General features: G+C 66.8%; 9 protein-coding genes. 3 read left to right on the top strand and 6 right to left on the bottom strand.

Annotated features, from left to right (window positions below):
* Nucleotides 1-1,596, top strand: a complete 1,596-nt coding sequence (locus AB839_RS16170; RefSeq protein WP_061480145.1) for an alkaline phosphatase D family protein — start codon at nt 1-3, stop codon at nt 1,594-1,596.
* Nucleotides 1,597-1,705: 109 nt separating this feature from the next.
* Here the strand turns inward: AB839_RS16170 and AB839_RS16165 are convergent, their stop codons facing one another.
* The 4 genes from AB839_RS16165 to AB839_RS16150 form a co-directional block, all read right to left on the bottom strand.
* Complete coding sequence (locus AB839_RS16165; protein WP_061480144.1) at nt 1,706-3,814, bottom strand: phospholipase C, phosphocholine-specific; 2,109 nt, start codon at nt 3,812-3,814, stop codon at nt 1,706-1,708.
* 8 nt (nt 3,815-3,822) lie between these two features.
* Nucleotides 3,823-6,201: a TonB-dependent receptor gene (locus tag AB839_RS16160; RefSeq protein ID WP_061480143.1), complete on the bottom strand. Its 2,379-nt coding sequence runs from the start codon at nt 6,199-6,201 to the stop codon at nt 3,823-3,825.
* A gap of 115 nt (nt 6,202-6,316) precedes the next feature.
* Nucleotides 6,317-7,243: a c-type cytochrome gene (locus tag AB839_RS16155; RefSeq protein WP_061480142.1), complete on the bottom strand. Its 927-nt coding sequence runs from the start codon at nt 7,241-7,243 to the stop codon at nt 6,317-6,319.
* Nucleotides 7,240-8,586: a cytochrome c gene (locus tag AB839_RS16150; protein WP_061480141.1), complete on the bottom strand. Its 1,347-nt coding sequence runs from the start codon at nt 8,584-8,586 to the stop codon at nt 7,240-7,242. Before AB839_RS16150 ends, AB839_RS16155 begins: the two co-directional genes overlap by 4 nt.
* A 185-nt stretch (nt 8,587-8,771) precedes the next feature.
* Here AB839_RS16150 and AB839_RS16145 point away from each other — a divergent pair, with 185 nt between their 5' ends.
* Nucleotides 8,772-9,890, top strand: a complete 1,119-nt coding sequence (locus tag AB839_RS16145; RefSeq protein WP_061480140.1) for an alpha/beta fold hydrolase — start codon at nt 8,772-8,774, stop codon at nt 9,888-9,890.
* An 81-nt stretch (nt 9,891-9,971) separates the two neighbouring features.
* Here AB839_RS16145 and AB839_RS16140 read toward each other — a convergent pair whose 3' ends face one another.
* Nucleotides 9,972-11,111: an MFS transporter gene (locus AB839_RS16140; protein ID WP_061480139.1), complete on the bottom strand. Its 1,140-nt coding sequence runs from the start codon at nt 11,109-11,111 to the stop codon at nt 9,972-9,974.
* 169 nt (nt 11,112-11,280) lie between these two features.
* Nucleotides 11,281-11,982: a pirin family protein gene (locus AB839_RS16135; RefSeq protein WP_061480138.1), complete on the bottom strand. Its 702-nt coding sequence runs from the start codon at nt 11,980-11,982 to the stop codon at nt 11,281-11,283.
* A gap of 140 nt (nt 11,983-12,122) precedes the next feature.
* Between AB839_RS16135 and AB839_RS16130 the strand changes: the two genes are divergently transcribed.
* The gene (locus tag AB839_RS16130) at nt 12,123-13,043 is read left to right on the top strand and encodes a LysR substrate-binding domain-containing protein (protein ID WP_061480137.1); all 921 of its coding nucleotides are present in this window, start codon (nt 12,123-12,125) and stop codon (nt 13,041-13,043) included.
* The last annotated feature ends 500 nt before the right edge of the window (nt 13,044-13,543 follow it).

The following is a 13,543-nucleotide window of genomic DNA, read 5'->3' as shown; positions in this document are numbered from 1 at the left end:
GTGGAGACGATCAATCGCAGGCGATTCCTGGCCTTGGCCGGCCTGTCGGCCGCAGGGGCCTGGATGGGCACGGCGCGCGCACTGGCCGCGCAGACCGAAGCCACTGCACTGAACCCACGCAACCTGCTGGCCTCGCCGCGCTTTGCCAGCACGCCCTTCACCCTGGGCGTGGCCTCGGGTGATCCCTCGGCCGATGGCATGGTGCTGTGGACACGGCTGGCGACCGAGCCGCTGGTGTTCGGTGGTGGCATGCCGGCCCGGCCGATGGTGGTCGAGTGGCAGCTGGCAGCAGACGAAGGCATGCGCAGGGTGGTACGCCAGGGCTCGGCAATGGCGCATCCCGAACTCGGCCACGCGGTGCACGTGGAGCTGGAAGGGTTGGCACCGGGCCGACCCTACTGGTATCGCTTCACCGTAGGCGGCCACGCCAGCGCAGTGGGTTGTACGCGCACGCTGCCGTCAGCCACGGCAGCGGTGGACCGGGTGCGCTTTGTGGTGGCTGGTTGCCAGCACTACGAAGAAGGCCACTACACCGCGTGGCGACGCATCGCCGAGGAACCGCTCGATTTCGTCTTCCACTATGGCGACTACATCTACGAAGGCGAAAGCCAGCCGGGCCTGCGGAAGATGAACGGCCAGCCGTTCACCAACCTGCGCAACCACGTCGGCCCGCAGATCTACACGCTGGATGATTACCGCCGCCGCTACGCCCAGTACAAGAGCGATCCCGACCTGCAGGCCGCGCATGCGGCGGCACCGTGGTTCGTCACTTTTGACGACCATGAAGTGGACAACAACTGGGCCGGTGCCGAAGACCAGGATGACACGCCCAGCGAAGTGTTCCTGCTGCGTCGCGCACAGGCGTTCCAGGCCTACTACGAGAACATGCCACTGCGCCGCTCGGCATTCCCGCGCGATGGCCACATGCAGATGTACCGGCGCGCACGCTACGGCACGCTGATGGACCTGCACCTGCTCGATACCCGTCAGTACCGCAGCAAGCAGGTGAACATGGCGTTGCGTGAGGAGGTGGAATCGACGGAGCGCAGCATTGTGGGGGCGAAGCAGGAGCGCTGGCTGTTCGACGGCTTGGCCGATGCTGCACCGCGCTGGCACACGATCGCCCACCAGGTGGCGCTGGGCAACTACATGCGCGAGAAGGACGGCGTGGTGCAATCGTCCGACGACCAGTGGTCAGGCTATCTGGACAGCCGCCGGCGCCTGCTTGACCACATCCAGAAGGTGGGCTTCGGCAACGTAGTGACTGCCTGCGGCGACGCGCATCGCCACTATGCGAGTGATCTGGTGCAGGACCACCGTGACTCGGGCGTGATCTCAAGCGAGTTCCTTGCCACTTCGATCACGTCGGGGGCCGATGGCCAGGGCGTTGACGCGTATGCCATGAACCAGCTTGCGCACAGTCCCTACCTGAAGGCGACCACCGACAAGCGTGGCTACGTGCTGTGCGATGTCACCCGCGATGCTTGGATCGGCGACATGAAGACGCTGGATACCGTAATGCAGCCGAATGGCGCGCTGCAGAGCTGGAAGCGCTATGCGGTGGAGCACGGCCGGCCGGGGCTGCAGGAGGCCTGAATCTACCGGTCTGCGCTGTAGAGCCGAGCCCACGCTCGGCTGCTTTTTCGGTGCAATGCGACCAGGGCGAGAAGTAGCCGAGCGTGGGCTCGGCTCTACAGAGGGCTCCTCAATCGTGCTCGAACCGCAATGGCTCGCTGCCCATTGCCGGGTCACTGGTGCCGGGGCGCCCATCCTCGGCGCGGCCGGCCAGTCGCAGTGCACTGTCGCCCGCACCGATGCGCAGGTCGTACCACCCTGCGGTGGGCGCCGCGTCCCACGCCACCGTGGCCTCAGCATGCGCCGGCAGCACCAGCGCCTGCTCCGGCATGTGCCCGGCATAGGCGCCGGCCTGCACCCGCACATTCTGCGCGCTGTTGTGCAGATTGCGCAGGTGCAGCCGTAGCTGGCCGTCCGCGCGCTCGATCGAAGCCTGCACGGCAGGCGCCTTGACCGCACCCTGGAAGTGGCGGTGGAAGCCGTTCGGACCAAGCAGCCAAAGGTCATAGCGGCCCTGGGCGTCCAGCGGCCAGCGCTCGCGCAGTGGCGTACCTGGCAGCAGCGTGTAGCGGCGTGGTACCGCATCCAGCCGCAGCCGATCGTAGACATGCAGCACGGCCGCCGCGCCTTCGCAGGACAGCGTCAGATCCACACCCGAGGCATCGACTGCGGCAATCGATGCCTGCGGACGATAGGGTAGGGCGCGCGCCGGGCGTACACCGCTTTCCTGTTTCGCTGGTTTCAGCCCCTCTGGCAGCGTGGGCACGGTGCGTCCCGGCAAGGCAGCGGCGCGTGCGGCAACCGCACTCACGTCGGGCAGGCCGCGGACGAACGGGCGGGTATCGCGCTGGGCAAAGTCGAACGCAGTGCTGAGGTCGCCGCAGACCGCGCGGCGCCACGGCGAGATGTCCGGTGCGGCCACGCCAAAGCGGCGCTCGATCAGCCGTATGACCGAGGTGTGGTCGTACACCTGCGAATCGACCCAGCCGCCGCGACTCCACGGCGAGATCACGTACAGGGGCACGCGCGGTCCCAGACCGTACGGGCGCCCGCGCAGTTCGGCGAGATCGTACTTTTCGTCACCCGGTGCCGGGTGCCGGTGGTACTCGCCTTCGGTGCTGACCGAGGACACACCCGCCCAGCCACCGTCCACCGGCGAAGGCGGGGCAGGGGGCGGCATGTGGTCGAAGAAGCCATCGTTCTCGTCGAACATCAGCAGCAGGGCGGTGCGGCTCCACACGTCCGGATCGGCGGTCAGCGCATCCAGCACGCGTGCGGTATAGGCCGCGCCCTGTGCCGGGCTGGACGGGCCGGGATGTTCGCTGCCGGCCGCGTCGGCGATGATGAAGCTGACCTGCGGCAGGCGCCCGTCAATGACGTCCTGGCGCAGCTGCGTCAGGCCCCGCGTGCTGACCCCGCGCGCGCGCAGCTGCGGGTCATGCCCTGGCGCCGCGCGGTGGGCCTGACGGAAGGCCTCGAAACCCGCCAGCGGGTTGTCGGTGAAGTTGTCGGCCATGTCCTGGTAGATCTGCCAGGACACGCCGCCCCTCTGCAGGCGCTCGACATAGCTGGTCCAGCGGTACGACGCCGGGTGCCCACCCTGTTCAGGGAAATTGTCGTGCGAGTTGGCGATCACCGGGCCACCAGCGTGGGCCTGCGGATCGTTGTGGCCGGTCCACAGGAACACCCGGTTCGGGTTGGTGCCGGCCTGCATTGCGCAGTGGTAGGCATCGCAGATCGTGAAGGCATCGGCCAGCGCGAACTGGAACGGTAGGTCGCTGCGCTGGAAGTAGCCCATCGAGTGGTTCTGCTTGGCCTTCGGCCATTGCCCCATGCGACCTTGGTCCCAGGCGCGCTGCGCATCGGGCCAGGTATGCGGCGTGCCTTCCACGCGCATGTAGCCGAAGTGCGCGGCGGTATCCAGCGGGAACGGCGCGATCGCGCGCTTGCCGCTGGCATCGGGCTGCAGCCACAGGCTGCGGACGCGGCCACCTGCTTGCAGCGCGGCGGCCGGGGCGACGAACCGATCACCGAAGCCACGTACGCCCGGCAGCGTGCCGAAGTAGTGGTCGAACGAACGGTTCTCCTGCATGAACACCACGATGTGCTGCAGGTCTTCCAGGCTGCGCGTCTGCGCGGCGGGGGCGATCGCTGCGGCCCGGGCGATGCTGGGCAGCAGTGGAGAAAGGCCGGCGGCAACGCCGGCCTGCAACAACCGGCGTCGGCCGATATCGGTCACGGGCTCACTCACAGGTCCACGCGGAAAGAGATCCCGACGGTGCGCGGAGCGCCGATGAAGGCGTTGTCGCGCCCGTCCACCCCTGCAAGATACCGCTTATCGGTGAGGTTGCTCACCACCAGGTTGGCGCCCATGCCCTTCAGGCGCGGCGACAGGCCCTGCAGGTCGAAGCCGATGTTGGCGTTGAACACGGTGGCCGACGGCAGCTTGTTGACGTTGGCGGCGTCGAGATAGCGCGTGCCCAGGTAACGGCCGGACAGGCCGAAGTTCCAGTTCTCACCCTGCCAGTCTGCCGACAGGACGAGGGTCTGTTCGGGCTGGCCGATCACCTTGGCGCCGTCGACGATGCCCAGCTGGGTATCACGCGCGGCATCGCCACTGCCCAGGTACTTGGAGCGGTTGTAGGTATAGGCGGCGTTGAGGCGCCAGCCGTTGTCCCAGCCATAGCCGAACGCCGCTTCCAGGCCGTTGCTTTCCACGCCGCCGAAGTTCTCGTAGACACCGTCGGTCTCGCCCAGGTAGTCAATGCCGCTGACGAAGCCGGCCGGCAGGTAGACGATGCGGTTGTCGAACTTGATGTTGTACAGCGTGACCGAGGCGGTCAGCGGCCAGCGGCTGATGCGCATGCCCACTTCAATGTTGTCGGCGGTCTCCGGCTCGACGTTGCGGAAGCGCTGCGGGTCGGTCTCGCCGAGCACGCCGGAAGGAATCGCGGCGAAGTTCTGCGAGAAGCCGGCGAACAGCTCCATGCCTTCCACGCCCGGCGCCCAGGTCAGGCCGGTGGACAGCAGCGGGTCGGACCTGGAATCGGATCTGACGTGCTCGCTGGCACCGATCACGCGGCGGCGCGACTGGTCGACGAAGAACTGCTTCACGCCCAGGCGTGCGCTGAACGGCCCGAAGCGCGCCACGTCCTCGACGTAGTACATCTGCTCGTCAACCTTGTACTTGTCCTCGAACTGTACCCAGTACGGTTGATGGTCGAAGGCGATATCCTGGCCGACGTTGAGCAGGCGATGCCAGTCGCGGCGTGCCGATCGGTCCAGCTTCTCCACCCACAGGCCGCCACGGATCGTGTTGTCGACCGTGCCGAAGGTCTGCCGCCACTCGACGTCGGCGGTCACGCCCATGCGGTCGTTGTCGTAGTGCGTGTGGCGATACGACTGCGCGCCCAGCACGTTGCCGGCGTAGCAGTTCGGATCATATTCGGCAGCGAAACCCAGCCGCGGTGTGCAGTTGGCCAGGCGCTGCGCGGCACTGCCGTCGGGATTGACGAAGAAGATCTGGCCACGGTTGCTGCCGCCGTACACGGTCTTTCCTCCGATGTACTCCGACTCGGGGCGGCCCGCTCCGTCATCGCTGACCTGCGCAAGGTACGGTGGCAGCCAGTCGCCACGACCTTCCATGCGGTGTCCGTAAGCCGCCACCGAGGCCTTGAAGCCGTTGCCACCGTCGAAGGCCGCGCGCAGGTAGCCGAAGGTGTTCTCGCGCAGCGCACGCGAGCCGGAACGGTAGTTCTGGTCCAGGTAGGGAATGCCGGTGAGGGTGCCGACCAGGTTGTCACGATCAGGATTGGTGGCGAAGCCCTTCGGTGAGACGCTGGTGTATTCCGGCTCGTCCGCATCGTTGTAGGACAGGTAGCCGGTCAGCGTCCAGCGATCCAGTTCGGTGATGAACTTGCCGGCGATGTGGTCGTTGCTGGCGTGCCCGGTGCCGTCGATCCAGTCATGCACCTTCGACGAGGAGGCGCTGACCCATGCGCGGGTGTGGCCGCCGAGCAGGCCGGTGTCGTAGCGCACGTAGTACTTGCGCGCCTCGTTGTCACCGGCGCCGACCACGAAACGCAGGCGGCTGTCCTGCAGCGGGTCGCTGGTGAGGAAGTTGAGCGTGCCGCCCAGCGCTTCGTTCGAGCGCGAGGAGATATCAGCGGTGCCCTGGCTGACTTCCACTGTCTCCAGATCGAGGGTGTCGATGTAGCGGTTGGCCAGCGAGCCGCCGCCGTAACCCGAACCGCCGTTGGGCAGGCCGTCGATGGTAGTGCCGATCTGCTGTGTGTCGCGGTTGGTGACGAAGCCACGCATGCTGATCTGCGTGCCCCACACCGATGAGCCGGTGGCATCGGCTTCGCTGACCACCACGCCGGGCACTTCATTGAGCGCGTCGTTGACGCTGCTCATCACGGTCTGCCGGTTCAGCGTTTCCGCGCGCACCGCCGTCTTGGCGTAGCTGGTGGCCTGGCCGATCACCTGTACCTGGTCAAGGGTTCGCGCATCGCTGCTGCGCGCTTCGGCAGTCTCGCCCTGCGGTGCTTCGGCCAGGGCGTCCAGTGCGGGGGCGATCAGCAGGGCAAGCAGCGAGACACGGGGAAAGCGCGCAGACGTTCGCATCGAGACCGGACCTTCAGAAGAGGGAAGCCCCGGAGTGTCGGCAGTGCCAATGACATCGGCATGACGTGGCGATGCAGGAATCGTGTTGTGCGACGGCCGGCACCTGCTGCCGGCATCAGTACCGCGCGTCCTTGGGTTTCGGGTCGCGCGGCCAGTCCTTGCCCTTGTTGGCGAAGTCCGGCCGCGGCTGGTTGATGAAGTAGCTGGCGATGTCCACCGCATCCTGGTCGGGCATCACCTGCTGCCCCAGCGGAGGTTCGCGGGTCACTGCCGGTGGCATGTTGTGCTTGACGAAACCGGCCGCCTTGTACAGGCGCGCCATGCCGGCGCCGATGTTGAAGCTGTGGTCGCCCCACAGCGGTGGGAAGGCGATGTCACCACTGGCGTCGCGCCGGCCTTCGCCGTTGTCGCCGTGGCAGGCGGCGCACTGCACGGCGTACAGCGCCTGGCCGCGGACCGGGTCCGGGGTCAGCGTGCTGTCGATGGGCCCCTCACTGGGGGCGGCCACCTTTGCACCTTCTGGCACAGGACTGCTCAACCACGCCATGTAATCGAGCATCGCGCGTATCTGCGGCGAGTCCTTCGGCAGCGGCTTGCCGTTCATCGAACGCTGCAGGCAGCCGTTGATGCGCTCGGTCAGCCCGATCACCTTGCCCGGACGCGGCATGTAGCGCGGATAGGCGCCGCCGCCGGTATTGAAGTAGTGATTGCCGAAAGGCCGCTTGCCCTCGGCCATGTGGCACGAGTTGCAGTTCAGATCGTTGCCGACATTGTCCGGCAGCAGCCGTGCGGTCTCGTTGAGGATACGGCGGCCGAGCATCACCGATTCGGCATTGCCGAGCCCGGCGATTTCTTCGGCGCTGGGCGCATGGTAGTGCCCGAGCACCTTGCCCTGCGCATCGAGGATATCGATCGTGCCGGTCACGGCGGCATCCAGATCCGGGTACAGATGACGGTAAGCGAGGGTACCGGCGCCGGCCAGCAGCACGATGGTGATCGCACTGCCGATCAGCAGGCGGGAACGCGTGCGCGAACGCTTCATCGTGCGGCCTCCTGCGGAACGTAGTGCACCGGCTTGTCGCGCACCACCCGGCGCATGCGCGCCACGTCGACCTCGCTCACTGCGCTGGCCTGATTGCCCCAGCTGCTGCGGATGAAGGTCAGGATCTGTGCCAGCTGCGCATTCGGCAGCTGCTCGAAGCCTGGCATGGTGAAGGCCATGCGGTCGTGCGGGGTCTGTGGCGTGCGGCCGCCGATCAGGGTCACCTGCACCAGCGAGCTGGGATCGTCAGCGAACACGATCGAGTTGCCGGCCAGGGCCGGATAGACGCGAGGCATGCCGCGGCCGTCGGCGCGGTGGCAGGCCTGGCAGTGCTCGGCATAGGCCAGCGAACCGGCCACGCGGTAGTCGCCGCTGCGCAGTGCGGCGGTGGTGGTGTCGGTGCCGGGCGACCACTGTGCGCTGCGTCCTTCGCGGGCGGGCAGCTGCTTCAGGTAGCGCGCCATCGCCAGCAGGTCCGCGTCGGACAGGTACTGCGTGCTGTGCTCGACCACATCGGCCATGCCGCCGAAAGCCGCCGAACGATCGGTGCGGCCGGTGCGCAGGAAGTCGACGATCTCGCCTTCGCTCCAGCTGGCCAGGCCGGTCGATTCGTTGCGCAGGTTCTTCGCGTACCAGCCTTCCAGCACCGAACCGGACAGGAACTGGCGGCTGCCATCATCGGCCATCGCCTTTTCCTGGAACGCCAGCCCGCGTGGCGTGTGGCAGGCACCGCAATGCGCCAGGCCTTCCACCAGTTCGGCACCACGCTGCTGGCCGGCGTCCAGCGACGGATCCGGGCTGAAGCTGCGTGGGCGTGCGAACAGCAGTTGCCACCATGCCAGAGGCCAGCGCATGTTGGCGGGCCATGGAATCGTGCTGTCGGCGTTGTCCTGCTTCACCGGCTGCACCGAGCCCATGAAATAGGCGTACAGCGCTTTGATCTCGGCGTCGCGGGCAACCACGTACGAGGCGTACGGCATTGCCGGATACAACGGCTGGCCATCGTGGCGGATGCCACGGCGCACCGCGCGTTCGAAGTCGGCGTAATCGTAGGCACCAATGCCGGTCTGCGGATCGGGCGTGATGTTGGTCGAGTAGATCGTCCCCATCGGCGTCTGCATGCCGAGGCCACCGGCGAACGGCTTGCCGCCCGGCGCGGTGTGGCAGGCCGCACAGTCGGCGGCGCGCGACAGGTACTGCCCCTGTGCGATCAGCGCCGGGTCGTGGATGTCGACCTGCGCGGCCTGCCGAGGTGCGAACCAGTAGGGCGTGCTGCGGGCGATGCCATAGGCGGCGGCCAGCGTGGCGGCCAGGGCAATGGCGAGCTTGAACGAGGTGCGCATGGGGGCACTGTGGGCAAGCATGCCGGCGTATTCATTGATCCGGATCAATGACTGAACGGATACAGCTTGTACACCAAGCTGAATCGTTCCTGCGCTGTCATCAAGTCGTCATCCGCGCGCGATAGATGACCGGTCTATCGGGGCGTTAACGTCCCAGCCTGTCTGATTCATCCCTATGACGTGATATGAAGCGCCTGCTGCTGCTGTTGCTGGCATGCGCCGGCCTGTGGCTGGCTGCATGCTCCTCCTCCATCAATGCCTCGTCCACCTCGCTCGCCGACAGGCTGATCGCGCCAGGTGGTGTATCGACCCTGCTCGATCGCCCGCGCATCGCCGCGGCCATCGCCGAACTGCCCAACCGCCATGGCTTCGCGCCGGGCCGCGATGGCGTGCCGATCTTCTGGCGTGTGTTCGATCCCGGCGATTACGGCGCGCGTTACCACTACCTGCCGCAGCGCCACGAGAACGGCCTGCCGCTGGATACCGGCCTGAGCCTGGCGGTGCCGCAGCCGTTCCGTGCGCAGACGCCGCGCGGCACCGTAGTGCTGCTGCACGGCTGGATGATGAACGGTGATTCGATGCTGCCATGGTCGCTGCAGCTGGCCGAGTCCGGCTACCGCGTGGTCACGCTCGACCTGCGCAACCATGGACAGTCCGGTGCCGGTCCGTCCGGATACGGCACCTACGAATCCGATGACGTGGTTGATGTGATCGGTGAGCTGCGTGCACGCGGCGAAGTAACCGGCCCGCTGTACCTGTTCGGTGTGTCCTATGGTGCGGCCACGGCGGTGTTCACCGCCGACAAGCTGGGTGACCAGGTGGCCGGCGTGGTGGCGATGGAATCGTTCGCCAATGCCGGTGCGGCGATCCGCACGATGATCCCGCACCTGATGGGACTGCAGCCGGAGGGCCTGAAGGCGCAGGCGGTGGCGTCGTACGCACGCTGGCGCTATGAGGGCCAGGACATCAACCAGGTGATCGCCGCCGCCAGCCGCCGTATCGATGTCGATCTGGACCGCGTCGACGTCGCGCGTGCGCTGGCCGATACCCGCGCCTGCGTGCTGTTGCTGCACGGGCAGGGCGACCAGCATATTCCGGTCAGCCAGGGCCGGCAGCTTGCGCAGGCCAACCCGCGCGCGCACTACATCGAGATGCGCGGCGAGGACCACATCACCCTGCCGCTGCGGCTGGACCTGCTGGCCGGCGTGGTCGACGACTGGATGGCGCGTGACGAGCACCACCCGCAGAGCACGTGCCCAGCCCCACAGCTGCCGGCCCAGGCCGAATGGCTGGCACACGGCTGAAAAATGGGGACGGAGGGGATTAAGTCGTTTGCAGCACACTCGGGGCAGATGCGACTTAATCCCCTCCGTCCCCTTTTTCTGTCAGGCCACGCGTCGGGCCAGTGAGCGGGCGGAGGCGGCTACGCCCAGCAGCAGTACGGCGACGCACAGGAAGGCAAAGCCGAGGCTGGTGGCGTGCGCCACGGCGCCGATCGCAGCCGGGCCAGCGAGGATGCCGGCGTAACCCAGTGTGGTCACGGCAGTGATTGCGATGCTTTCCGGCATCACCCGCTGCTGGCCTGCCATCGAGAACAGCGCCGGCACGATGTTGGCGCAGCCCAGCCCGACCAGTACGTAGCCGGCCAGCGCCACCGGAAACGAGGGCACCAGTGTGGCCAGGGTGAAGCCTGCCGCGGCCGTGATACCGCCAAAGACCAGGGTGCGGGTGCGGCCGAGGTGCTCCACGATGCCGTCACCTAACAAGCGCATTGCCGTCATCGCCAGGGTGAACAACGCGAAGCCGGCGCCGGCCTGGTCACGCGGCACCTGCCGCACTTCGGCCAGGAACACGGCGCTCCAGTCCAGCATCGAGCCTTCGGCGAGGAACACCACGAAGGCCAGTACGCCGATGAACAGCACCACGCCATGCGGCAGTGCCAGCAGGGGGCCTTCGTGCAGGATCCGTTGCGGACGCCAATGCGGCGCCGACAGCATCGCAACCAGCAGCAGTGCCACCACCGAAACCAGCGCGGCCAGCCACAGCGGCGTGCCGAGGATCAGCAGCCCGGTCATGCAGCCAGCACCGACGAATCCACCGATGCTGTAGAAGGCGTGGAAGCCGGACATCATCGCGCGCCCGGCATCGCGCTCGACCGCCACCGCCTGCATGTTCATCGCACAATCCAGTGCACCGACGCCGGCACCGAACACGAACAGCGCCGCGCCCAGCGACACCGGCGAGGGTGCCAGCACCAGCAAGGGCAGGGCGCACAGCATCATCGCGCAGGTGATCACCATCACCCGGCGGCAACCCAACCGCCCCGTCAGTGCACCTGCCAGCGGCATCGCCAGCAGCGAGCCGAGCCCGAGGCACAGCAGCACGGCGCCGAGGCTGGCGTCGGTCAGCCCGGCCTTGGCCTTGGCGTAAGGCACCATCGGCGCCCACGCGGCGGTGGCGAATCCAGGAATGAAGAAGGCGGCACGGGTGGCGTGCTGCTGGGCACGCGGAGGTGAAGGCGTCATGCGAGAGCGGATCCGGATAAACACTGCCATGAAAGCGTTTCCAGTCGCATCGGGCAAGGGGCATTCGGGTCACCGAAGGCCGAATACGATTGCGGGCCGTCCATCAGGCGCAGCGGGCCCGGCGATGCCTTTCCGCATCGCCGGGCCACGTCTTCAGGACAGGGCGTGTTTACAGCGGCAGGTCGAACACCAGCACTTCGGCGTCGTTGCCGTTTTCCAGGGTCAGCTGGGCTTCGTCACTGACCTGCAGCGCATCACCGGCTTCCAGGGTGATGCCGTTGACCTGCAGCTGGCCACGCGCCACCTGCACATAGGCGCCACGACCGTTGCCGAGGGCGTGATGCAGCTTCTGGCCGCCATCAAGAATGGTGGCGAAGATGCGGGCATCCTGGTGGATGCGCAGCGAACCGTCGGCGCCGTCCGGCGAAGCGATCAGGCGCAGCTGGCCGCGCTTGCTGTCCGGCGAGAAGTGGGTCTCTTCGTACGACGGCACGATGTTCTCGGTGTCCGGGAAGATCCAGATCTGCAGGAAGTGCACGGTCTCGTCGGCCGAGTGGTTGAACTCGCTGTGGGTGACGCCGCTCCCAGCGCTCATGCGCTGCACGTCGCCGTAGCGCAGCACCGAACCGGTGCCCATCGAGTCCTTGTGTTCCAGTGCACCGCCCAGCACGTAGGAGATGATTTCCATGTTGCTGTGGCCGTGGGTGCCGAAGCCCTGGCCGCCGATCACCTTGTCTTCGTTGATCACCCGCAACGGGCCGAAGCTGACGTAACGGGGGTCGTAGTAGTTGGCGAAGGAGAAGGTATGGCGCGAGGACAGCCAGCCATGCTCGGCCAGGCCACGGGTAGCGCTCTTGCGGATCTGCAGCATGAGGGAATCTCCTTGTTCGATGGTTTCGATGGGGCGGGGTGGGCCAGTGACCGCTGTGTTTCCCCGTTGGAGAGAAGTATCCGCTTGCGTCCGAGGTTTGAAAAACGGATAGTTTTGACGACCATCATCGAAAAATTCGAATGCTCAAGCTCAGCCTCGATGCCCTGCAGATCCTGGATGCCATCGATCGCCGTGGCTCCTTTGCCGCCGCCGGCAAGGCCCTGCACAAGGTGCCCTCGACGATTTCCTATACCGTGGCCAAGCTGGAGGAGGATCTGGGCGTGCAGCTGTTCGACCGGGTCGGCCCACGTGCAGAGCTGACCGAGGCCGGGCGCGCGCTGCTGGACGAAGGCCGACACCTGCTGCGCGCGGCCCGCGAGCTGGAGCTGCGGGTGCGCCGGGTGGCGTCGGGTTGGGAGACCGAACTGACCCTGGCGGTGGACTCGGTGTTCCCGACCTGGCTGCTTGGGCCGGACATCGCCGCATTCCGTGAGGCCGAGGCACCAACCCGGTTGCGGTTGATCGGCGAGGCCCTGTCCGGCACCTGGGAGGCCCTGCTCGACCGCCGTGCCGACCTGTTGGTCGGCGCGCCGGGCGAAGGGCCCAGTGGTGGCGGCTATGTGGTCGAGCCGCTGGGAACGGTGGCGTTCGTGTTCGCGGTGGCACCCGATCATCCGTTGGCCAACGTGCAGGGCGTGCTGGGCCGTGAGCAGCTGGTCGAGCATTGCGCGATCGCCGTTTCCGATTCGGCGCGCAGGCTGCTGCCGCGCACGGTGGGCCTGTTGATGGGGCAGGAGATGCTGACCGTGCCAGACATGGCCAGCAAATTGAAGCTGCAGTGCGAAGGCGTGGGCTTCGGCTTCCTGCCCGAGCCATGCGCGCGCGCTGCTGTGGCGCGTGGCCAGCTGGTGATCCGTGAGGTGGAGGAACACAAGCCGGAGGAAACGTTCTGGCTGGCCTGGCGCACCGGTGAGGATGGCGCGGCATTGCGCTGGTGGCGCGAGCGTCTACGCAGGCCGGAGCTGCTGTCGCAGTGGTGGCAGGCAATGGCACGGGGGTAGGGGTACGGCAGGGCTGCGCCCTGCACCCGCCGAAGCAACAGCCATAGCCAAAGCCGAAGCCGAAGCAAAAGCTGGTTTCCTGAGGGATGGCGGGGTGGGTCCGGTTGCGGGGGGCGCTGCAAGTACGTCCATGTAAGCTCGGTCGCCGCATCCATGCGGCTCACGCCCCCGCAACCGGACCCACCCCGCCTTCGACAGTTTTCCGCGATCTGTCGGAACGGCATGGACCGCTGTTGGTAGGTGTCGACCTTGGTCGACACAGTAGATCCACGCCATGCGTGGATGCTTTTCGAGCTCGATTCGAAATATTCGATTCCGATGAAGATTCATCCACGCATGACGTGGATCCATCAGATCGCGAGAATCTGTCAGGGGTGGGGCGGTGTCGGAGTGCGGGGTGTCAGCCGCATGGGCCCGAGGCATGCCTCGGGCGGGTTGGGCAGGACGCCCAACCCCGGTCTTGCCGTGTGCGCAGGAAAGCGCACACGAGCAAGCGGCTG

The sequence above is a fragment of the Stenotrophomonas sp. DDT-1 genome (genome assembly GCF_001580555.1).
Lineage (GTDB): Bacteria > Pseudomonadota > Gammaproteobacteria > Xanthomonadales > Xanthomonadaceae > Stenotrophomonas > Stenotrophomonas sepilia.
This window is presented reverse-complemented; position numbering and strand designations above follow the sequence as displayed.